Origin of the sequence: Thermomicrobium sp. CFH 73360 (assembly GCF_023806465.1) — a bacterium.
Classification (GTDB): Bacteria; Chloroflexota; Chloroflexia; order Thermomicrobiales; family Thermomicrobiaceae; genus Thermomicrobium.
This window is the reverse complement of sequence record NZ_JAMSLS010000004.1, coordinates 200,063-220,485: the sequence shown is the minus strand read 5'-3', so window position 1 is coordinate 220,485 and position 20,423 is coordinate 200,063. Positions and strand designations below refer to the sequence as shown.

Here is a 20,423-nt window from a genome sequence, read left to right as displayed (position 1 = left end):
CAAGCACCTCTTGGAGGTTCCGCGCCATCGTAGTACCCTCCTTCTGTCACTCGAACCACATCTCACTCGTTGCGAAGTGACTCCGGTGTACCCCCTTAAGTCTTAAGAGATGACCGGCGCTGGATTAGGAAACTCCGAGGATATTGCCGTTCTCATCGATATCAATGGCGCCGGCTCGTGGGTTTCGCCCCAGACCTGGCATGGTCTGGATATCACCGAGGAGCACGACCACATATCCGGCTCCCGCGAACAACCGGAGCTCGCGCACCTCGACGGTGAACCCGTCGGGGCGACCAAGGAGGTTCGGATCGGCGCTGAGCGAGGTTGGCGTCTTCGCCATGCAAATTGGCAGCCGATCGTAGCCTAGTCGCCGAAGGTCCTCGAGTTGGCGCCGAGCTGTCGCTGTAAAGCGGACACCCCCGGCGCCGTAGAGTGTGCGCGCCACTGCTTCAACCTTCCGCTCGAGTGGCCACTCGAGGTCGTAGATGGGTTGGAAGGACGGCTCGCTGTTGGCTGCGCGAAGGACAGCGCGCGCAAGCTCTACGCCACCCTCGCCACCACGCGTGTAGACCTCGACGACGGCAGCATCGTGAGCTCCCGCATCGATTGCCGTTTTACCGAGTAGCTCAAGTTCCCGCGGTGAGTCGGTCGGAAAGCGGTTGATCGCGACGACCGCTGGCACGCCGAACGTGCGAAGGTTCTCGATATGCTTGACCAGATTCGGCAAGCCGGCTTCGAGTGCGGCGAGATCTTCGCCACCCTCTTCGATTTCGCGGACGCTTTTCCCTCCTTGCACTTTGAGTGCGCGGACCGAGGCAACGAGTACAGCAGCGTGCGGGGCGAGGCCGCTAGAGCGGCACTTAATGTGAAAGAACTTCTCGGCGCCAAGGTCTGTGCCGAAACCTGCCTCCGTCACAACCACGTCACCCAGGCGTGTCGCGAGAATGTCTGCTACGACTGACGACGTACCGGTGGCGATGTTGCCGAAGGGACCAGCATGCACAAAAGCAGCTGTTCCCTCGCTCGTCTGGACCAGGTTTGGCTTGAGGGCATCGACGAGGAGGGCGGCCATCGCTCCGGCGCCTCCGAGTTCCTCAGCAGTGACTGGTTTCCCATCCCATGTACGACCGACGACGATGCGGCCGAGCCGTTCGCGCAAGTCACGATAGTCCCGGGCAAGAGCAAGAATAGCCATCACCTCTGATGCGGGCGTGATGTCAAAGCGGGAGACGCGGACAGTCCGATTTGTCTCGCCGAGACCGATGATAAGCTGGCGGAGTGCCCGATCGTTCAAGTCGATAACGCGAGGCCAAGTGATGCTGCGCGGGTCGATCGATAGACGGTCTTGATACAGGGCGTTGTCCACCAAGGCAGCGAGGAGATTGTGGGCGACAGTCACGGCGTGGTTGTCGCCTGTGAAGTGGAGGGCGAGATCAGGGAACGGGTGGAGCTGTGCGGCTCCACCGCCCGCTCCGGCTCCTTTCGTGCCAAAAACTGGTCCCATCGAGGACTGGCGGACGGTCACAATTGAACGAAGACCTAGCCGTCCAAAGGCCTGGCCAAGACCAACCGAGACTGTTGTCTTCCCCTCGCCGAAGGGGGTAGGGGTGATTCCAGTTACCAGAACGTAGCGAGCGCGAGCTGTACTGAGCCGACGAAGCACGTCGAGCCGAATCTTTGCTTTGAAGGGACCGTACAGTTCTAGTTCCTCGGGGAGGAGACCGAGTTCTTCGGCGATCTCACTGACCGGCCGCAGCTGCTTCAGCTGCGTTCCGCTCATGCGGTCGCTCCTTCCTGTCCACAACCCAAACTCTCACGGCGAGCAAGAACCCAGTGTACAACACTTTCAACGCTGTTGAAGCTGCTCCAGTGAACACCAACGATGCCAGCGTGAGCCGTGGCTGGCCGTCGCGCGAGTCCGTCCAAAAGGTCGCCAGGGTCGTACCGAAGGCCCCCAGTGAGGAGGCGTCCGACCAGACCTCGTTGCTTCTCAAGGTATCGGAGCGAGGTGCCGAGGCCGAGACGCATTCCGATGCGGATCAAACGATCGAGCCGCAGTGTCCCTGGTAGGCACAGGTAGACGGGAAGAGTGAATCCGCGAGCACGTGACCGCACGAGCCAACTGAGCAATGCATCGGGATCGAAGACGATCTGAGTCGTTGCATAGTGTGCGTAGGCTTGTTTGGCGAGAAGATCTGCTTCCAGTACATCATTCGGTATATGCGGATGACCTTCCGGATACGCTGTGATGCCGATGCGTGTTGGGGGCGGCTCAAGTTCGATTAGCGTTTGGAGGAGTGCTAGCGAGTTGGGAAACTCACCAGCTGGACGCTCTTGGTCACCACCGACAACAAACACTTCGTCAATACCGGCGGTGGTGTACTGGTGCCACAACTGAGCAAGCTGGGAACGATCACAAAGTGCACGCGCAGCGAGGTGAGGCACGACGCGATACCCTTCACGCCGCAAGGCGAGGGCTGTCTGGAGTGTGCCTTCCACCCCATGGGCTGGTGAACTCGTGACGGTGAGAGTCGCGTCTCGGGGAACAATCGACGTTACCTTGGAGAGATCGACATTCGGGAGAACCTCGATACGGAGCTCGCGGAGGAGACTACAGAGAAATCGTGTGTCGATCTGTCCTTCTGTACTCACGAGGGAGCTGGGCGAATCAGTCATGACCCAACCCTTTCACTCCTTGCGTGCTTCACTGGCTGATCCTCCCATCGCTGGCTACACATTCGTCTCGCGGACTGCCCAACTCACACACGGCGACTCACCTCGAGGCGTTATTTCATTTCTATAGTAATGGGTCTCGTGTCTTTTCGCAAGCCCTAAACTGATCGTCGGGGTGGCAAATCGGCTTGATGGGTTGGAATCACCTGGCAGGATGGCGACTGATCCGAGTGAAGGTGCATGATTCCCGGCGCCGTGGACCCCCCTTTTGACTTGCCGATCTGGGTGACGGTCGGAGATACTTGGAATGAGGGTGGATCGGGCCCGGTGGCCCGCACGGTCTTCAAAACCGGTGGGCGGGGTGACGAGCTCCGTCGGTGGGTTCGACTCCCATGCACCCTCGTCCGCATCGAGAAGCCAAAATCGAGAGGTCGTGTCGTGAAGGTTCTGCTCGGCTCACCCCTCGGACGTGCTCTTGCTAGCAATTCTGCTAGCAATCAGCCCGGCGAGGGTCTCCGTCGCCTGGCGTGTGAGCCCCGGCATCACGTGGGAGTACGTGTCAAGGGTGATCAAGACCGTACTGTGACCCAAGAGGCTCGCCACCACCTTCGGGTGCACTCCTTCGGCGAGGAGCAGGCTTGCTGCGGTGTGTCGGAGATCGTGGAAGCGCACCCGCGGCAGCCCCGCTCGCTCGAGCAGCCGCTGGAAGCGGTGGGTCACGTCGCTTGGGTCGTAGGGCAGCCCCAGCGCTGTGGTGAAGACCCAGTTACCCCCAGCCCAGGCTGGCCCCGCCTTGAGGCGGGACGCAAGCTGTCGACTGCGCTGCTCGCGAAGCGCAGCGACGGCCTGCGGCGCCAACGGCACGAGGCGCTTTGACGAGGCGGTCTTCGGTGGTACCACGACCAGCCCGCGCCCCCGCACCCGCTGCAGTGAGCGCACCACGGAGAGTTCCCCGCGCTCGAGGTCCACCTCGTCCCACGTCAACCCAACCAGCTCCCCGAGCCGAAGCCCGGTCAGCACCGCGACGGTGATGAGGGGCCCCAGGTCGTCAGTGGCCGAGGCCTCGAGCAGCCGAGCGACCTCGCCCGCGTCAAGCGCACGGACCGCCGGCCGGGTCGCTCGGGGTGGATCGACAAGGTCGCAAGGGTTGCGGACGAGCATGCCCCAGCGCACCGCGTCACCGAGCACACGATGAAGCAGCCGATGCGTATTGAGCACCGACTTGGGGCTCAGTCCCTCTCCCAGGAGCCGGTCGTAGGCGGCAGCAAGGTGGGCAGGGGAGATCTGGTCGAGCCGTAACCGACCGAGCTGGGGGATGAGCCGCGTGCGCACGATGGACTCGTATCCTTCCCAGGTGCGCGGCCGCAGGCTGTGCCGCTGGCCCTCAAGCCATTGGGTCAGGAACTGGGCCACGGTCGGCGGACGGCCGAGGGGCAGGAGCCCCTGCTCTGCTTGCCGCTGGAGTTCGCGGAGGAGGCGGAGAGCCTCAGCCTGGGTCTTGGCCGAGCGGTTCACCCGCTTGGGCTTGCCGGTCGGGTCGACGGTCGAGATTTCCGCGATCCAGCGACGACGATGGCTGTTCCAGAAGATGGAGCCCTCGCCTCTGGCGCGGCGCTTACGCTTGCCCGGTCCTGTCGGCTGCTCCGGTTTGTTCATCATCCGCTGCTCCTTCCGCCGCATCAAGCCCAACGGTCTGGCGCGACGTGGCTCGCGGTGTTCGGTCGACGCCGCGGACCTGCGCCACGGCGGGTCTGTCCCACGATGCCAGGGAGAAGTCCTCGAGATCGGCGCTGAGCTGGTACAGCCGGAGACTCGGCTTCGACACCGGCTCAAGCCCCCACAGCCCCGCCGCGCGGAGGAGCGCGAGCGCCACCTTCGGTCCTTGTGCCGGGTCATCGAGTGTGCGCTCCACTACGTCGAGCGCCTTGGGTACGAGCGCGCGCAACCGTTCCTCAGCGACCGCCCAAGCCTCGTAGCGCCGCAGATGCGCCTGGTACTCCTCCCAGACCCGCGCTTGTCGGGCGGCCTCCTGTCGCACCAGGCGCTCACGGCGTGTCTCCGTCATCCTGCACCTCCCTGTGGTCCAGCGGTTCAACCTGCAGCTGGCCAAAAAGCCGCTCCAGACCAGTTGCCAGGTGCTGCTTCAGGTCACGCGCGAGCTCGGCAAGCAGCGGCGTGTCGCCGCAGCAGCGGTCGAACTCCCGCCCCCAGACGAGGTCGAGCAGCCCGGGCACGCGCACACGGCGTGCCTGACTGCGGTACCCGAGCCGATTGCAGCGCCGGCAAGCGAGTCCCCGCCGGCCCTGGTACAGCACCTCGGTCCGCCGCCCGCAGACGGGACAGCGGAAGAACCAGCGATAGCCGTAGGTGAGGCGGACACCTTCGATGACCAGCTCGCGTCCCGCGTCAACCAAAAGACGGAAGGGTGGTCGTTCTGGGAGGGGAGTGCCGGTCTTCCGCCGCCAGTACTCCGCGAGCCAGCTTGCCCAGAGCTGCGGCGTCTCTTCGCAGAGCCCCCACCAGCCCTGGTGAGCGTTCGCCCCTTGCCCTGGGAACGGCCCGCGGCGTCCAAGCCCGAACACCGCTTGGAGCGTCGCGCGATCTGTGGTACGCCGCATCATACCCCGACACAACGTCAAGATCACCTAGCGAACTCGTCTACGATGGTAACATGCTGGCGCACTGGCCATCGGCATCCGTCGCGGTCGTTGTCTGAAAACCCTGGTAGCGTTGTGCGTATAAGTAACGTTGTGCGCAGACGACTCCCCACACCGCGCGCGCTGTCGATGCGCGCACCCCATCCAGGCACCGCGCAGGAGCCCATCAAGCGGTCGCGCCCTGACGTCCTGACGTGGCACACGTACTATCCCCTGCACGACGCGGGCACCCATCACGCCTCCTCCTGACGCACCGGTGTCCCTGCCCAGTCCCGGCAGACCGTCGTCTCGACCACCACCGGCACCCGGTGCAGATACCACCCCATTCCCTGCCTGAGGAGTTCCGCAGCCTCCCAGGCCACCCGGTCGGCCTCGTGGAGGGCACACTCCAACACCACCTCGTCGTGCGCCACCAACACCGGGACGGCTGAGCCGAGCCGGTGGCGCTGCTCCCAGAGCAGGCTCAGCGCCGCCTTCAGCCCGTCAGCCGCCGTCCCCTGCACCGGCGTGTTCATCCGCTCCGTGGGCCGCCGCACGTCGGACCGCAGCCGCCCCGACCGGGTGCGGACGTCACCTGCCCCCGTGCGCTGTTGCCGAGCCTGCCACGTCCGCAACTTGGGGTACGCGGCGAAGAACCGCTCGATGAGCTGCGCTGCCTCGGCAGGCGAGAGCCGTAGGCCGAACTCGGCCGCCGCATGCCGTCGGAACCCCTCGGTGCTCATGCCGTACAACAGACCGAAATTCAACGCTTTCGCTCTCTGCCGCTCGGCGCGAGAGGGCTCCTGCACACCGAGCACGAGCCGGGCGGTCTTGCGGTGCACGTCCTCCCCACGCACAAAGGCCTCGATCAGCCGTTCCTCGTCAGCGAGCTCAGCCACGACGCGGAGCTCGATCTGGGCATAGTCGAGTTTGACCAGGACGCGTCCCGCAGGCGCTGCCACCGCCCGGCGAAAGCCCCCCTCCCGCGGGAGCTGTTGCACTGGCGGCGCGGAGCAACTCATCCGGCCCGTGGCCGCCCCGAGCTGGCGCCAATCGGGATGCACTCGACCAGTCACCGGGTGCACGGTCGCCCAGTCACGCGGGTAGCTCGAGGCGTACTTGGCCGCCTTGCGGTAGCGGCGAAGTGCTGCGGCAACGGGGTGGTCGAGGAGGGCCAGCGTCTCGTCCTGCGTGTCCTCGAGCGCAAGACCGAGCTGGCTCAGCGCGGCTTTGAGCGCTTTCGGTGAGTCAAGGTTGACTGTCGCACCGAAGAGCCCGTCAGCGGGCAGCAGTGCACGCAGCGCGACGGCCGCCTCGGTCTGCTCCCGCTCCGCCCCCGCCACGGCCTGCTCCCAGGCCTCCTGGTCCCAGGGCAGCCCGGTGACGCGGAGCCAGGCAACAAAGGGGAGCGCGCGGGCCTCAAGCGCCGCGGCCTCGGTGAGCCCGGCACGGGCCAGCTCCGGTTGAAGCCGCTCTGCCAGCCGCCAGGTGACGAGGGCGTCGCGCGCCGCGTAGGCGAGCTGCTCGGCCGAGAGCGCCCCCGACCAATCACTGGTCTGCAGCCGCTTGTCCACCGTCAGCCCCAGCCACTCGGCAGCGAGGGCCTCCAGCGTGAAGGTGCCACGCTGGTGCAGTCGCTGGCCGGCATCGAGCAGCATCGCCTCGAGCATGGTGTCGCGAAGCGCTGTGGGTAGTGGTAGGCCGTGGACCAGGAGGTAGCCGAGGTCGAAGGCGCCGTGGTGCAGGGCCACGACCCGCCCGTGGGCGAGCTGACGCAGCGCCGCCGCCAGGGCGTTGCGTGAGAGGGCCGCCGCGTCGAGCAGCACGACCTGCTCGCCGTCCGAGAGCGCCACCAGCCGGATCCGCCCCTGGTGGGGGTCGAGCCCAACTGTCTCGAGATCGAGCGCCACAAGGCGGCCCAGGCGCTGCACTACCCCGAGCTCCGCGGGTGCGCGCACCAGCGTCACCGGTGCCTCGAGCGGCGCAGGGCCAGCAGCGACTGCCTGGGGACCAACGTCAAGGGTATCTCTCCCTCCAGAAGATGTAACTCGTGTAACTGGTGTAACCTGCTCGAAAGTAGCCCCATCGGCTGTGGGATCTTCCAGTCGCGCCCGGTTACATGTTCCGCCGGGAACGTGTAACCACAGATGTAACCCCGGTTGCGCCGTTGGGGGACGGCCGTTCCTGGTTACATCTCCGGTTACATGTTCGCCCCCCGAACATGTCACCGTCGTGCCCTCGATTTCCGCGTCCTCATGCGGACGGTTACATGAGTTACATGAGTAACACGTTTTGGGGATAGAGACCCTCTGAGTGTTTGTCGCCGCCCCGAACAGCTCGGCTGCGAGCTGGAGGTAGGCCGTGCCGAGCGTCGCTGGAGTCTTGGGGCGCTCTGGCTGTGCCATCGCCTAGGCTCCTTCCGGGTCCTTGTGACCCCACTGGCGCTCGACCGCCAGGCGGCGGAGCGCCCAGACACGCCAGGTCTTGCCCTCGGCCTTGATAACCGCGGCGCGTGTCGGCCCGCGGTGGCTGGTGGGCAGGAGGTAGCCGTCCCGCTCGAGCTCCTCCAGCAGACGCCGAGACGAGATCGCGAACACCTCTCCGCTCTCGCGCAACAGCCGACCGACCAACGCGCGCGCGGTGGAGGGGATCAGGTACAGCCCGTCCTCGTCGACCCAGCCGACCCGCTCGCCCCGCGGGACCAGCGTCCCGCCGTCGAGCGCCACCCACCCCAGCGATTCGGCGTCCGGCGGGGGCTTTCCGTCGCGCCCGGCGAGAGAGGCCCGCCGGCTGGCCAGAAGGTCCCCCAGCGCCTGCACGAACCGGTGGCTCGGCCGCTGCGCCCGGACCTCCTCCCCGGTCGCCACGGCGTGCTCAGCGAGGCTGGCCGCTACCTCATCGAGCCGGCGATTGGCCGCCGCCTCGCTGACCGCCCCCGTCTCGGTCGCAAACCAGGCGTAGAGCGTCCAACCAGCCAGGAGCTGGCGCAGGGTCGAGGCGAGGCGTGGGTGGAGCCCGGACGGGAGCTCCGGGATCGTCAGCCCGTCGCGCAGCGCCCGGAACCGCGCCGGACCGTGCCGGTCAAGGAGACCGGCCAACCAGCGGACATACCCGGCGCCAGTGAACCGGAGCGGGACGGGATCGCGCTGCCAGCGGCCAAGCGCCTGGGGGTCCACCGTTCCCAGCTCGAACCGCACCAGCAGCGTGCGGCCGATCGTCGAGCTCCCCGCGAGCTCGTCTTCGCCGGTCACGATGACCAACGCCCGCGGCGGATAGGCGCCCTGCAGCGTGGTATCCCCGGCCATCCGCCCGCGGCCGGTGCGGTTCCCGACCGCGCGCACGAGCCGCTCGACTTTCCGCCGCCACTCGGCCGCCTCGGACACGCTCTGCGGTGGGCGGACGTCGTCGATGAGGAGCGGGAGATCTTTCGCCAAAAAGGCGAGCTTCTCGAGGTAGTTCGCCGTCGACTCGAACCCGGCTGGGGCTGTCGTGGGCGGAAACTCACCGTACAGGTTGAGAAGCAGGCTGACGACCGAGGTCTTGAACAGGCCCGTGGCGCCGGCGACCCAGACCGCCGCGTCGACGTCAAGCACGGTCGCCAGGGGGGCGGTCACCGCCGCACCGAACAGCGCGGCGTAGACAGTCGGGGCCACGGTGGGGAGCTCATGCCAGACCGTGGCGACGGCTGCGCGGAGTGTCTCGGCGTCCGGCGGCTCGACCAGGCGGTAGCGTGCCAGTTCCTGCGGCAGCTCGACGCTGATCCCCTCGGCCGGGCCGTCCGCCCCGAGGGCGCCCCCGGCGTGCAGGTAGAGCCACCGTCCGCCGACCTGCCGCCAGCCAGTGTGGGTGTAAATGACCCGCTCTGGGGCATCGAGCGAGACGAGCTGGATCGCCTCCCGCACCCGATCCCGGGTGGTCTGCCCGGCGTAGAGGACGGCGCGCGGTGCCCACTCGGCGGTCCAGGCCAGGGCCGCGAACCGCTCGGCAGGGACCCGGAGCGGCGGGAGCGGGGTGTCGCCAACCCGTCCGGTCACCACGAAAACGCGGCGGGGCTCAGCACCGTCGTCGGTGACGATCGCCTCCTCGATCTCGGCCGTGAAGTTGGCGAGCGGCCGCGCCTCGTGCCCGTGCTCGGTCTCGCGGATGTAGGCGATCCCGCTCGACCCGAACTGGTACGGCCCGACGCGCCGCTGCGCCGGCTCCAACCAGCGCCGGACACAGCGCACGACGCTTGGGTCGAGCAGCTCGGCCAGTCGTCGCCAGCCGGTGGTCGGCTCGCCGGTCTGTTGTTTGGCGACGGTGTCACGGGCAGCGGCGGCCCGCTTGCGGGCCTCCTCATCTCCTCCAGCCTCCGCCACGAGGAGGACGTACTCCTCGACGGCACGGGCAGGCCAACCCAGGCGCCCGAGTGCGCCGGCGAGGGCGAGCGCTGCCTCCTGCCGGCTCCCCGGCGCCGGCCAGTGGCGGGCCAGGAGCGCGGCCGCCGCCAGGCGAGCGCAGGCCTGGTGGAGCTCCTCGGCCGTGACCCGGCCCGGCTCGCCGTCGCACTCCCAGCGCACTGGCTCGCCGCAGGGGTGGACCGATGGGGGGACCATGGTCTGGTGGCGGTCGGCCCGGAGCTCGAGCAGCACGCGGCCGTCCGGCGCGTGGTAGGCCCGTGACTCCGGTACCGGGTCGGCCTGATAGAGCCAGTGCGACGCCGGAGCGCTTGGCCGCCCAAACACCAACTTTGTCGGCGGGAGCAGCCGGGCTGCGAGGGCGCGCGCCTCTGGGCTGTCCAGGTCGACGTCGACCAGGCCGCCACTCGGTGCGCCCAAGAGCACCCCCAGGTTGAAGTCGGTGCATCCGTCCAGCCGGGTGAGGAGCACGTCGACCGTGGGCGGCGCGGACGCCCAACCCCCGTCGAGCGGGCGCTTGTCGCGGGGTCGGAGGAGCAGCGGCTGCCAGCCACGTTGGGCGTAGGCCACCACTGCATCGCGCACGGTCATGGCGCACCCCCGGGCCAGTCATAGCCGCACGATGGGCACCGGTCACCTGGCGCGGCGGGATCGTCAGGGTCAGCGGCGAGCGGCACCGGCACCACCGACCCGCAATGTGGACAGTCGCGGGTGGCGCCGACTGGGCGGCGGGTGGTGGTGGGGTCGTAGCCAGGACTGTTGGCCTGAAGTACCGGCTCGGCGATGTCGTGTCCCGATGGGGTAGACTGGAGAACAACGACGTGCGCTCGCGGCGCCTCTGGCCAGGTGGCTGGGGGCGTTCGCGTGTCAGGCATCCCGTCGGCCCTCCCTTCCGAGGCGAGCGAGCAGCTCGTCCTCGTCGATGCCGAGCGCCTGTGCCAGCGGCCGGACCGGTACGCGGTACCGGCGACCACCGACGCGGATCACCGGCACCCCCGGCGCAAGCTGGCCCTGCCAGCGCGCGAGCTCATACGCCAGGCTCCGCCCGACGCCGAGCAGCTGGGCAGCCTCACCGACGCTGACGGTTGTGGAGCGCGAAGCACTGCTATAGGCTATGGGCATGGCGCGTCCTCCCTAAGCTGATCGATCCGTCCTGACGATCAGCGTACGGACGCGCCAAGCTTTATATCAAGGCTTGATAAGGGGTTGATTTTGGCTTCGTTTCGTTCAACCTCGATCACGTTTCGTGGCGGGCCTCTGCCACGCCAGCCGGCCATATGCGGAATACTTCGGGTTTGGGGGCGGCAGGTACGGTCGGAGCCACGCGAATTCCTCTTTGTTCCAGAATTCCGAGTAATACGTTCGGACCGTCGACTCCGTCACGACTCCGCGGAGCGCTTCAGCGATCTCTTTGAGTGTCTTCCCACGCATCAGGAGTTCTGCCACCCGGCGACGACCGTCGGACAGGCCATGAAGGTCTGGAAAGTCGCGGTCCGTGGAGACGCCGCACCACCAGGAGAAGAGCTGCATCGCGGGAATGCGGTGGTCCTGCTGGTGGAGGAGAGGGAAGAGGACACCCGCCCGCCTGGTTGCGAAGTCGATGACGAGCCAGGAAGCGATGGGGTGGACGGGCAGATATGAGCACACCTGGATGAAGGTCTTGCCCCTGTATTCTTTCAGGTTCAGGCACAAACTGGCGTGCTCGCTCGGTACGAGCAAGACGGTAGGACAGAGCTGCGGCGTTGTCACGAGGGCTACTGACGGAACCACCCACCAGTTTCCACCGCGGGTGGACAACCACGTTGGAGTTGCCCACAGCATCCAGACCCACCAGCGCGTGTTGTCCAGCTTGACGACCTGTGGGTCTCCCTCAGCGACGCCGAAGTCCCTGCACCTCGGGAAGAATTCATCCCGTAGCCAAGCTTCGACGAAGGCTGACGGCGTGTCGATGATCGCAGACCACAGGAGAGGGACATGTCTCCCCGCTTGCAGTCGCTCAACGATACCGCCCGTACTCGGAACCGGGAAGCGCTCCGGTAGCCCCTGGAGGAACCCGGCGTATGCCAAGTGTGAGTCGTCCAGCGGCTGATCAGACCATCCAACAGCGACCAGGTGCAGCTCCCACTGGCCGTTTTCCCAGATCGGGATGACCTGCAGGGAGATCCGACCTTCTCCGTCTTGGTAGATACGCCAACCGCGGACGGCGACCACCGATGTCGTGTTCTCACGATCGAAGTGGCGGATGAATCCGGCCGCCACGATCTCGGTCTCGAGCGCATCAAGGAGGTCCTCCGGCCACAAGGTCGCCACTCCGACGACCCGCCATGTTATTAGGTACGGCACAGCGGACATCATGCCCACTCCTTTCTTTGGCCCTGCTAGCAATACTGCTAGCAGATAAATTGTCACTCACCGGACATTCTAGCACACTCGAACGGATGTCTTACGCGTACGGACGCACTGTCCGGATGTTTGAGCACCAGTCAAGATGTTTTTCCGCAGACTTCAAAACCGGTGGGCGGGGTGACGAGCCTCGCCGGTGGGTTCGACTCCCATGCGCCCTCGTTCCGCAATACGAAGCCGAAAATCGCTGCACGCTTGACCGGGCCTGCGTTCAATCTCTCTCGCTCGGAATGGCGCTGCGAGCAGCTTTGCTGGCAACGCGACTTCGTCTCTCATGCGCGCTCATCCGTCATGTGGTGACACCGATATGTGAGCCGCAGCTCGGCAGACTGGCCGAAGAGTATCGGGCTTCCTCGTCGCGTCGGGCGAGAGGGTGCCGAGCAGACCAGTTTCTTGCGTGCAAATACTGTAACAATGTCGCCGCCAATCTCTTTGCTCCAGATAATGGAGCGATGCTCAGCGAGGGTAGCTCGCGTCTGCGTTCTATCGGGAAGGGTACGCTTGGAACATACGTTGTGGCTGTGTTGGCTTTGCCCTTGACGAGTACATGAACGAGATGCAGGTCGGCAGGGCAGCGGTGCTGCTCGTCTATTCCTGTTCTCGTTGAGTGTTCTGTGAGGGTAGTTCGTCTCTCGCTTTCCTTGCTCCAGGATCCGCTGTCTCCCTCGCCCGCGGAGGTAAGGCGTCTCCACTCGCCGTTTGTGACTCCTGCTCGTCGGTGCCCTCTCGGCAAGATCCAGAAAGGCCTGCAACAGCGCGTCGCCACAAACGGCACCATATGACCTCATCTGATCGCCTATCTAGGACCGCTGCCAGCGCCTTCGACTTCTGTTAGGGTTTGGGCGCTGATGATCCACTAGTGCCGCGTCGTCGGTAGGCTTCTTCGAGGAGTTGGTTGAGATCGGCGTCGGTGAAGAGCAGCGTTTCAGGTGCCAACGACAAACTCTCCTCATCTCGGCCTGGCGCGGCCACATACCCTTTGACGAGAAAGCCTTCAGGAGTTTCGATGACGGCGATACGTGTGAAGCGATGCTGATCCAGGTAATGCCCGAGGGCACGGAGCGTATCCTCGTACCGTGTCCGATATCGTCCTGTGTGATCGCGCATCCTCGACAAGTCCTCCAACGCATGATCAGCGAAGTCTATGGAACTCGACGAAACTCGGATGGTGTTCCTCACTGTCAACCAGTATATCAATGACTGCTGGTTGGCCAGCATCATTGGCCCGTCGCGCTCGTTCGAGAGCGGGTGCTAGTTCTTCAGGGTGCTCAACGCGCTCCGCGTAGCAGCCGGAAGCTCGTGCCACGGCAGCGAAATCGAAAGTGGCAGCGAATTCAGTGGCGATGACTCGACCGCCGAGCTGTGTCCGCTGTGTCCAGCGCGGCCAACCGAGTGCGTGATCATTGAAGATGACCCATGTCACACGAAGGCGGTGTTCGAGAGCTGTTGGGAGTTCATGCATCCCCATTTGGAATGCACCGTCACCGGTCGTGCAGACAACGTACCACTCTGGTTTTGCCAAGGCAGCACCAATCGCTCCACACACACCAAGGCCCATCGCGGTCTGTTCTGCTGGTGGCACGACAGCACCGCGGTCTCGGACTCGATAGTATGGCCAATAGTAGGCCCACAGGTCCTGGGCTCCGTTCTCCAGTACCAAAATAGTTCTCTGGTCAAAGATGCGGTTGATGGTGGCGACGACGCGCTTCCCGCGTATCGGCTGCTGACTGGTCATCGCGTCCGCCTCTGCAGCTGCGATGGCAGCGCGCTGTCGCTCGGTCAGCTCTCGCACACGAGCCTCATCGCGTGGGATCCCTTCTCGTTCGAGCGCCTCAAGCAGTGCAAGGAGCGCGAGTTTCGCGTCTGCCTGAATGGCGACTTCCGGTATCCAGTTCCGGCCGAGCTCCTCGGCCGCGATATCGATTTGCACGAAGTGTGCGCCACTCGGAAAATAGGTCCACACACCCGACTGGAACTCCTCCATCCGTGATCCGACGGTGATAAGGAGATCTGACTCTTCCCAAATCGCTTTGGCGTACTCGGTACGGTAGAGACCGACGAGACCCGCGAAGAGCGGGTGATCTTCTTGGATGATTCCGCGACCTGCTGGCGTGACTTGGACCGGGATCCCCAGACGTTCAACAAAGGCTTGCACTGCGTCGTAAGCACCTGAGGCTATGGCACCGCCGCCGCAGACCAGGAGCGGGCGCTTCGCTGAGCGAAGCAAGCGCACTACCTCGGCGATCCGTTCGGGATCTGGGGCTGGGCGTACAGTGCGATCCGCTGGCGTATAGGACGGCATAGTGACGCGTTCGAGCGCACGGTCGGCGGGAATCTCCAGATACACTGGGCCAGGTTGTCCGGTGGTGGCCAGCGTGAGCGCGCGACGAAGATACCAACCGATACGGTCAGGCCGCTCGACCGTCACCGCCCATTTGGTGATGGGCCGGAACATGCTGACTTGATCAGCCTCTTGAAATGCTCCCATACCGTATGTTCGCGTTGGTGCTCGGACACCAAGCGCAAGCACAGGGACACAACCCGACCAGGCTTCGAGGATGCCGGGGACGAGATTCGCTATCCCGGGGCCGGGGCAGCCAAAGCAACAACCGACTGTGCCCGAGACGCGTGCAAAAGCGTAGGCCATAAACGCGCCAGCGGTTTCGTGACGAGTCAATATGGGGCGGACGGCGGCTGAGTCGTAGAGGGCGTCGTACAAGTGTTTCGGCGAACCGGGTAGGCCGAAAACGTACCGGATCCCTTCGCGTTCGAAAACTGCAGCCAGTTCTTCCCACGCTGTACGTTCCATGACGATCCCCCGCGTGTCAGAATACTCGACGTGATGGTTTTGCGAAAGGTGACGTTGGTTGTGCAGCGCAACGACGGCTAGAATGGAACGGTTGTGATAGGATCGTGCAGTCGAGCGGAAGCCATGGAACAACGCTCAGTGCCAGCGCCGTTGTCGCTTCTCCAGCGTGTGACATTGGAGCTCGAGTATTTGACGCGGGGTGAACGGCTGCGAGAATTGCGCCATCGCGTGACGTTGCTCGAGTTTGCACAGCAAGAACTCCGTGCGACCATTCAGCAGCGCCTTGGTGCGTTACAGCGGGAAGTTGAGGACCTGCGCGCGGAAGTTCAGATCCTCGAGGTCCGACTGAGTCGCTTGCTACGCGTGTCCAGACCGCTTTCCGACGAAGAACTTGATTCCGCGACAGCCGATAGCAAAGACGACGCATGGCGAGAGGAGTGTCGCCGGCAGCAGAGTTCCCGCGGAAATGGATGCTCGGAGGAGTTCCTCTCTCCCAATGGGCACGAAGCCGAATTGCTTCGCCGGTTGTACCGGATGCTGGCCCGTCTGTTACACCCTGATTTGGCGCGTGACGATCACGATCGTCTCCAGCGTGAACATCTCATGCGCCTTGTGAACCAGGCTTGGGAGCGCCGTGATGTCGAACAGTTACAGCGGCTGGTGGCCGTCTGGTCTGCTGCCGAAGAGCCGAACTCTACCTCCGATTTGGACGATCTGCGTCGCTGTCTCGCGCAGCGGGAAGTCGAGGAGATGCAACTCTCTCGCCGGTTACGTGAACTGGAACGCTCCGACCTGGGTCAGCTTCTCAAACGAGGTCCCCAAAGTGTGGAACGCTATCTCCAGCGGCAAGAGGAGCTTCTCCGGCATGACATTGCGGTTTTACGTTTGCGACGGCGGCGATTACTCCGCCTGATCGAGGAACGAAGACGAGAACTTGCTCTTCGCGCAGGGTGCCAGCACTGAATGCCATTCGTCCTGACCAGTGGTAAGCACTGCCAACAGTCGCATTGGACAGCGATAGGTCGCAGTGCTCCCTATTCTGACTACCGACCTCGAACGTCCAACCTTGCCGACCGGCTCGCCGCTAGGGGCACTGCAATACTCTCACCGCCAGTCTAGCGCTGGAGTGACTGGGGTGGGGCAAGCCGGATCATTGGAGATGCCTGGGCGCGGTACGTTGTCGGGTACCTAGAGCCGCTGGTCGGGGGTCCAATCGATCTTTGGGAAGATCGAGGGACGCTCCGCGCGCTCATTCCGCTCGACCTCGATTCGTCGCTCAAAGGGACGCTCCCACGCCGCGTCCGAATACCGGATCTTCTGCTCGTCATTGAGGAACCCGCGGGGATGTTTGTGCGGGCCTTGGACGCGAAGTTTGACATCTCGGTGGCAGAAGCCGAGCAGGTGAGCATACAGAACGTGGAGCGTTTACTCGCTGGATCGGAGTCTATCGCACGCCGCGTAATGACGGTGAGTCGTTGTGGCCGTCTGATGACGGGCGAAGGGGGTGTCGCTGTGCCGGAGCATTGGTCAACGCGAGCCCTCCTCCCCAAGCTCGACGGCCGAGATGCGCGACTGCATCGTAGGCAGGTGCTCTGTCTACCAGTGCGCCCACCCGACCTATTTCGGACAGTTCCTGAAGCACAATTGGTCGGGCAGTTGGCGCGGCTCGATCGACTGCCAGTGTCCCCGGCGCAGGACTTAGCGGTTGCGACGTACTACCTGCGGCTGGTTTGTGCCTGCCGGTGGTGCGACACAGATAGAGCGGAAGCCGTTGCTCGACGTAGGGGACTTTCGCGTCGTTCACGACGAATTCGCTGCGGCTCTCGCGGAACGGATCGCCGGTGCCTCCAGTGCATTCCAGGTAGTCGAGGTGTGGACACAGCAGGTGGAGCCGATCCAGCGAGCACGGCGTGAGCTCGAACCGTTCTTAGAGCCACCGGTGTCGAAGGAGGAGGTTAAGGCGCTTCTAGCCTGTTACGGCGACCTTGGTGGCGCGTCGGGACTCAGGGGTGTCTTGCGAACGCTACGCGAACGGTATCGGATTCGTTTAGTCGAGCGGGTGGGAGTCATTCCTGCGTCGCAAGCGGCGGCATCGGTCGCTCAACGGGCTCGAGAACTCGCAACGCTTCAAAGGGAACCAGGCTCCTGGGCACTGGAGGAACTTCGGCGCATTCTTACTGAGAACCGTGCTGCACTTTTGTCAGGAACGAGCCAGGTATCTCACACATGAATGATTTCGGTCTGATAGTCAAGGAGATATCCCTCCGACAAATGTTCTTCGATGTACTGCAGGACGTGACGGAGCATTTCATCAGCGTGTTGTGCTGAGGTTGACACACAAGCGATGCCAAGTTCGGCGAACTGCCACTGTGAGTGACCATCGACCTCGGCGATGGAGACATTAAAGCGATGTTGGACTTGGTGGATGATCGACTTGATGACCTTCCGCTTCTCTTTTAAGGAGTGCGCGCTTGGAATTTCTATGGCAAGACGGGAAATGCCGACGACCATACTCTGAGCTCCAACACATTGTTCTAGATGACGTTCCGCTCCTGGATGAGTTGACCTCGCCGGAAGCGGGCCGGACTGAAGGCACGAATGTCAACGGATGTGGCCACACCGTCGAGTAGGAGCTCTGCCATGCAGCGACCAACCGCCGGCCCGTGCATGAATCCGTGTCCACTGAATCCGGCAGCGACTGCCAAGCCATCGATCTCCTCGATGCGGCCAATGAGTGGGTTGGCGTCCGGCGTAACCTCGTAGAATCCTGCCCAGCCACGGCGGATACGAGCCTGCTCGAAAACAGGGGCCCGGCGGCAGAGCGCCTCAACCGTACGGGTCATCCATTCGGGGTCCACAGTCTTGTGAAATCCCGGAGGCTCATTCGGATTGGACATGCCGAACAGGAATCCTTCACCCTCCGGGTGGAAGTAGAGTGACGATTCGAACTCGATGGTCATGGGAACGGTCTTGGGGACGAGTTCGAAGGGTTCGGTGACGAAGGACATGCGACGATACGGTACGACGGGAAGCTCGAGCCCCGCGAGTTTTCCGACTTCACCAGTGTACGGCCCGGCACAGATGATGGCTGTGCCACAGGCGATCTCTCCCTCAGGGGTGAGAACGGCCTGCAGGCGATCACCGACAATCCGGAACCCAGTCACCGGACAGTGCTCGCGAAACTCGACGCCGAGTTCACGGGCTGCTGTCGCGAAGCCCATCGTCGCCGTATAGGGATCACACCAGCCGTCACGTGGGCAAAAGGTGCCGCCAAGGAGGTCGTCTGTACGGACTGCTGGCTGGAGCTCGGCGATTTCCTGCGGCTCCACCCACCGTGCAGGTACCCCTAACGATGTCTGGAGGGCGAGCGAGGCGCGGAACGCACTGACGTCCTCGGGACGAGTTAACAGAAACAGGTAGCCGTATTGATGGAGGCCGATATCGACGCCGAAACGCTCCGTGAAATGTTCCCAGTACTCGAAGCTGAGGAGGGACAGACGAATGTTTGTCTCGGTCGAAAATTGCAGGCGAATACCACCTGCGGCGTCAGCGGTAGCGCCCCGCGCAATCTCGTCACGTTCCAGCACAACAATGCGTCCGGCTCGTCGTTCCGCGAGGTGATAGGCGACGCTGCATCCCATGATCCCCGCGCCAATAATGACGAAATCGGCTCGTTCCACTGCGGCGCCTCCCACCACTGAATCAGCCCATGACGAAGTATAGAAGACTGACCTCGTGTGGTTGCCGGTCGAGTGGTACGATGCGAGTGCCGGAACAGGCGTGGGTGGGAAGCGAGGTTCCTTATGGGTGATACGATCGACACGGTGTATGCCCGAGAGATCATGACGTCCAATGTCATCGCTGTCCATCCGGACACGACCCTCGATGAGATCGCCCAGACGCTGGTCGCGCACCGTATTACGGGAGTTCCGGTCGTCGATGACGAGGGGCGCGTTCTGGGCATCGTGTCCGAGTTCGATCTGATCGCCAAGCGTGGTCGCACAGCAGCTGACGTGATGACAAGAGATGTGATCGCAGTGACGGAGAATACCCCGGCGGAAACGATCGCTGACCTCATCGTACAGCAACGTGTGCGACGTGTTCCCGTCTTGCGCGAGGGCCGGCTCGTGGGGATCATCACACGGGCTGACTTGGTACGGCTGTTTGCGATGACCCGTTGGAGCTGTCTCAATTGCGGCTACTTTGAGCGTGGGCTCCATCGACCTGAGATCTGTAGCGCCTGTGGGCACCGTGAGTTCACGCTGCAAAGAGAGCCACCTGGGATGTGAGGATCGAAGGCGATGTTCGATGTTGTGATCATTGGCGCTGGCCTTGTCGGTCTGGCGACAGCCCGTGAAGTTGCGCTCCGCCGTCCCCGACTCAAGATCGCGGTCTTCGACAAGGAGTCGCGGGTTGCCGCGCATCAATCGGGCCACAACAGCGGAGTGATTCATTCTGGTCTGTATTATCGACCGGGCTCATTGAAAGCACGGGCCTGCGTCGCCGGAGCTGCCAGGCTCATAACGTATTGCGAGGAGCGCGGCATTCCCTATCGTATGGTGGGGAAACTCGTTGTTGCCACGACACCTGACGAGGTACCGCGCCTCCTGGAACTCTACCGGAGAGGGCAGGCGAACGGCGTCGAGGGGTTGCAACTTCTGGCTGCTGAAGAAATTCGGGAACGGGAACCCGCGGTGACGGGCATACGCGCGATCTGGTCGCCCCGGACCGGTATCGTCGACTTCATTCGTGTCGCGGAGGCGTTGGCCGAGGATGTGAGAAATGCAGATGGAGAACTCTTTTTTCGCCACACCGTGCTGAGCTTCCGCTCGCGGAATGGGGTGATAGGCCTGGAAACGACCGGTGGGCACTATGAGGCGCGCTTCGTGATCGTGTGTGCTGGTCTCTACAGTGATCGGTTGGCACGCGCAAGTGGAGGATCTCCTGATCCGATGATTGTGCCGTTCCGCGGGGACTATTACCTGCTCCGGCCGGAGCGGGCGTGTCTTGTGCGTACGAATGTCTATCCGGTGCCCGATCCACGCTTTCCATTCCTTGGGGTGCACTTTACTCCACGCCTTGATGGTTCAGTGCTCCTCGGACCAAATGCCGTTCTGGCGTTTGCCCGTGAAGGGTATCAGCGAACTGACTTCTGCTGGCGAGACTTGGTAGAGACGCTGTCCTATCCTGGTTTTCGTGCGCTGGCGCGACAGTACTGGCGTGTCGGAATTACCGAGTTCTGGCGTGATGTCAGCAAGCGCGCCTTCTTGAAGGAGCTCTGTCGTTTTGTTCCGGAACTTGAGGAAGACGATCTCCTGCCGGGTCCGTCCGGCGTACGTGCTCAAGCCCTGTCACGCGATGGGAAGTTGATCGATGACTTTGTTCTCGAGCGACAACGAGGAATCGTGCATGTACGGAATGCGCCCTCGCCAGCGGCGACTTCCTGTCTGGAAATTGGTCGTCTCATCGTCGATCGTCTCGAAACGGACCTTCCGTCGTGAGCGC

18 protein-coding genes and 1 tRNA gene are annotated in these 20,423 nt (G+C 63.7%); 5 read left to right on the top strand and 14 right to left on the bottom strand.

The features are described from left to right. Positions 1–124: 124 nt before the first annotated feature. A complete protein-coding gene (locus NET03_RS09650) occupies positions 125–1,780 on the bottom strand; it encodes a formate--tetrahydrofolate ligase (RefSeq protein WP_252128704.1) in 1,656 nt (551 codons plus the stop codon). After that, positions 1,777–2,676: a methylenetetrahydrofolate reductase gene (locus tag NET03_RS09645; protein WP_252128703.1), complete on the bottom strand. Its 900-nt coding sequence runs from the start codon at positions 2,674–2,676 to the stop codon at positions 1,777–1,779. The genes NET03_RS09650 and NET03_RS09645 overlap by 4 nt, the downstream gene beginning before the upstream one ends. A 306-nt stretch (positions 2,677–2,982) precedes the next feature. Between NET03_RS09645 and NET03_RS09640 the strand changes: the two genes are divergently transcribed. Further along, positions 2,983–3,076 (top strand) — tRNA-Sec (locus tag NET03_RS09640). A 53-nt stretch (positions 3,077–3,129) separates the two neighbouring features. Here NET03_RS09640 and NET03_RS09635 read toward each other — a convergent pair. From NET03_RS09635 to NET03_RS09590, 10 genes are all read right to left on the bottom strand, one after another. Further along, complete coding sequence (locus NET03_RS09635; RefSeq protein ID WP_252128702.1) at positions 3,130–4,332, bottom strand: site-specific integrase; 1,203 nt, start codon at positions 4,330–4,332, stop codon at positions 3,130–3,132. Then, positions 4,289–4,738 carry a hypothetical protein gene (locus NET03_RS09630; RefSeq protein WP_252128701.1) on the bottom strand — a complete coding sequence of 150 codons (450 nt, stop codon included), beginning with the start codon at positions 4,736–4,738 and terminating at the stop codon, positions 4,289–4,291. Before NET03_RS09630 ends, NET03_RS09635 begins: the two co-directional genes overlap by 44 nt. Continuing rightward, entirely contained in the window at positions 4,719–5,318 is a 600-nt protein-coding gene (locus NET03_RS09625) for a hypothetical protein (RefSeq protein ID WP_252128700.1), read from the bottom strand. The genes NET03_RS09630 and NET03_RS09625 overlap by 20 nt, the downstream gene beginning before the upstream one ends. A 245-nt stretch (positions 5,319–5,563) precedes the next feature. Then, complete coding sequence (locus NET03_RS09620) at positions 5,564–7,714, bottom strand: DNA polymerase (protein ID WP_252128699.1); 2,151 nt, start codon at positions 7,712–7,714, stop codon at positions 5,564–5,566. Between the two features lie 3 nt (positions 7,715–7,717). Further along, complete coding sequence (locus tag NET03_RS09615) at positions 7,718–10,297, bottom strand: bifunctional DNA primase/polymerase (RefSeq protein ID WP_252128698.1); 2,580 nt, start codon at positions 10,295–10,297, stop codon at positions 7,718–7,720. Next, complete coding sequence (locus NET03_RS09610) at positions 10,294–10,581, bottom strand: hypothetical protein (protein ID WP_252128697.1); 288 nt, start codon at positions 10,579–10,581, stop codon at positions 10,294–10,296. The genes NET03_RS09615 and NET03_RS09610 overlap by 4 nt, the downstream gene beginning before the upstream one ends. Then, entirely contained in the window at positions 10,574–10,828 is a 255-nt protein-coding gene (locus NET03_RS09605; RefSeq protein ID WP_252128696.1) for a helix-turn-helix domain-containing protein, read from the bottom strand. Before NET03_RS09605 ends, NET03_RS09610 begins: the two co-directional genes overlap by 8 nt. A 105-nt stretch (positions 10,829–10,933) precedes the next feature. Next, entirely contained in the window at positions 10,934–12,061 is a 1,128-nt protein-coding gene (locus tag NET03_RS09600; RefSeq protein WP_252128695.1) for a helix-turn-helix transcriptional regulator, read from the bottom strand. Between the two features lie 879 nt (positions 12,062–12,940). Continuing rightward, entirely contained in the window at positions 12,941–13,216 is a 276-nt protein-coding gene (locus tag NET03_RS09595) for a hypothetical protein (RefSeq protein ID WP_252128694.1), read from the bottom strand. 25 nt (positions 13,217–13,241) lie between these two features. Then, complete coding sequence (locus NET03_RS09590; RefSeq protein WP_252128693.1) at positions 13,242–14,918, bottom strand: thiamine pyrophosphate-binding protein; 1,677 nt, start codon at positions 14,916–14,918, stop codon at positions 13,242–13,244. A 123-nt stretch (positions 14,919–15,041) separates the two neighbouring features. On the opposite strand from NET03_RS09590, the gene NET03_RS09585 reads away from it, so the two are divergent. Then, positions 15,042–15,881 carry a J domain-containing protein gene (locus tag NET03_RS09585; protein WP_252128692.1) on the top strand — a complete coding sequence of 280 codons (840 nt, stop codon included), beginning with the start codon at positions 15,042–15,044 and terminating at the stop codon, positions 15,879–15,881. Positions 15,882–16,623: 742 nt separating this feature from the next. Continuing rightward, positions 16,624–17,148, top strand: a complete 525-nt coding sequence (locus NET03_RS09580) for a hypothetical protein (RefSeq protein WP_252128691.1) — start codon at positions 16,624–16,626, stop codon at positions 17,146–17,148. Here NET03_RS09580 and NET03_RS09575 read toward each other — a convergent pair. Both NET03_RS09575 and NET03_RS09570 read right to left on the bottom strand, forming a co-directional pair. Next, on the bottom strand, positions 17,139–17,429 hold the full coding sequence (locus tag NET03_RS09575) for a DUF503 domain-containing protein (protein ID WP_252128690.1): 291 nt from the start codon (positions 17,427–17,429) through the stop codon (positions 17,139–17,141). The genes NET03_RS09580 and NET03_RS09575 overlap by 10 nt on opposite strands. A 23-nt stretch (positions 17,430–17,452) precedes the next feature. Further along, positions 17,453–18,598, bottom strand: coding sequence for an NAD(P)/FAD-dependent oxidoreductase (locus NET03_RS09570; protein ID WP_252128689.1), 1,146 nt, complete (start codon positions 18,596–18,598; stop codon positions 17,453–17,455). 123 nt (positions 18,599–18,721) lie between these two features. On the opposite strand from NET03_RS09570, the gene NET03_RS09565 reads away from it, so the two are divergent. Both NET03_RS09565 and lhgD read left to right on the top strand, forming a co-directional pair. After that, a complete protein-coding gene (locus NET03_RS09565; RefSeq protein ID WP_252128688.1) occupies positions 18,722–19,207 on the top strand; it encodes a CBS domain-containing protein in 486 nt (161 codons plus the stop codon). Positions 19,208–19,219: 12 nt separating this feature from the next. Then, positions 19,220–20,419, top strand: coding sequence for an L-2-hydroxyglutarate dehydrogenase (lhgD, locus tag NET03_RS09560; RefSeq protein ID WP_252128687.1), 1,200 nt, complete (start codon positions 19,220–19,222; stop codon positions 20,417–20,419). The last annotated feature ends 4 nt before the right edge of the window (positions 20,420–20,423 follow it).

Coding starts and splice junctions, on each gene's coding strand:
- NET03_RS09610 (WP_252128697.1), bottom strand. CDS start 10,581: ATGCCTGACACGCGAACGCCCCCAGCCACCTGGCCAGAGGCGCCGCGA.
- NET03_RS09585 (WP_252128692.1), top strand. CDS start 15,042: ATGGAACAACGCTCAGTGCCAGCGCCGTTGTCGCTTCTCCAGCGTGTG.
- NET03_RS09595 (WP_252128694.1), bottom strand. CDS start 13,216: ATGCGCGATCACACAGGACGATATCGGACACGGTACGAGGATACGCTC.
- NET03_RS09590 (WP_252128693.1), bottom strand. CDS start 14,918: ATGGAACGTACAGCGTGGGAAGAACTGGCTGCAGTTTTCGAACGCGAA.
- NET03_RS09615 (WP_252128698.1), bottom strand. CDS start 10,297: ATGACCGTGCGCGATGCAGTGGTGGCCTACGCCCAACGTGGCTGGCAG.
- NET03_RS09645 (WP_252128703.1), bottom strand. CDS start 2,676: ATGACTGATTCGCCCAGCTCCCTCGTGAGTACAGAAGGACAGATCGAC.
- NET03_RS09600 (WP_252128695.1), bottom strand. CDS start 12,061: ATGATGTCCGCTGTGCCGTACCTAATAACATGGCGGGTCGTCGGAGTG.
- lhgD (WP_252128687.1), top strand. CDS start 19,220: ATGTTCGATGTTGTGATCATTGGCGCTGGCCTTGTCGGTCTGGCGACA.
- NET03_RS09575 (WP_252128690.1), bottom strand. CDS start 17,429: ATGGTCGTCGGCATTTCCCGTCTTGCCATAGAAATTCCAAGCGCGCAC.
- NET03_RS09565 (WP_252128688.1), top strand. CDS start 18,722: ATGGGTGATACGATCGACACGGTGTATGCCCGAGAGATCATGACGTCC.
- NET03_RS09635 (WP_252128702.1), bottom strand. CDS start 4,332: ATGATGAACAAACCGGAGCAGCCGACAGGACCGGGCAAGCGTAAGCGC.
- NET03_RS09605 (WP_252128696.1), bottom strand. CDS start 10,828: ATGCCCATAGCCTATAGCAGTGCTTCGCGCTCCACAACCGTCAGCGTC.
- NET03_RS09620 (WP_252128699.1), bottom strand. CDS start 7,714: ATGGCACAGCCAGAGCGCCCCAAGACTCCAGCGACGCTCGGCACGGCC.
- NET03_RS09650 (WP_252128704.1), bottom strand. CDS start 1,780: ATGAGCGGAACGCAGCTGAAGCAGCTGCGGCCGGTCAGTGAGATCGCC.
- NET03_RS09630 (WP_252128701.1), bottom strand. CDS start 4,738: ATGACGGAGACACGCCGTGAGCGCCTGGTGCGACAGGAGGCCGCCCGA.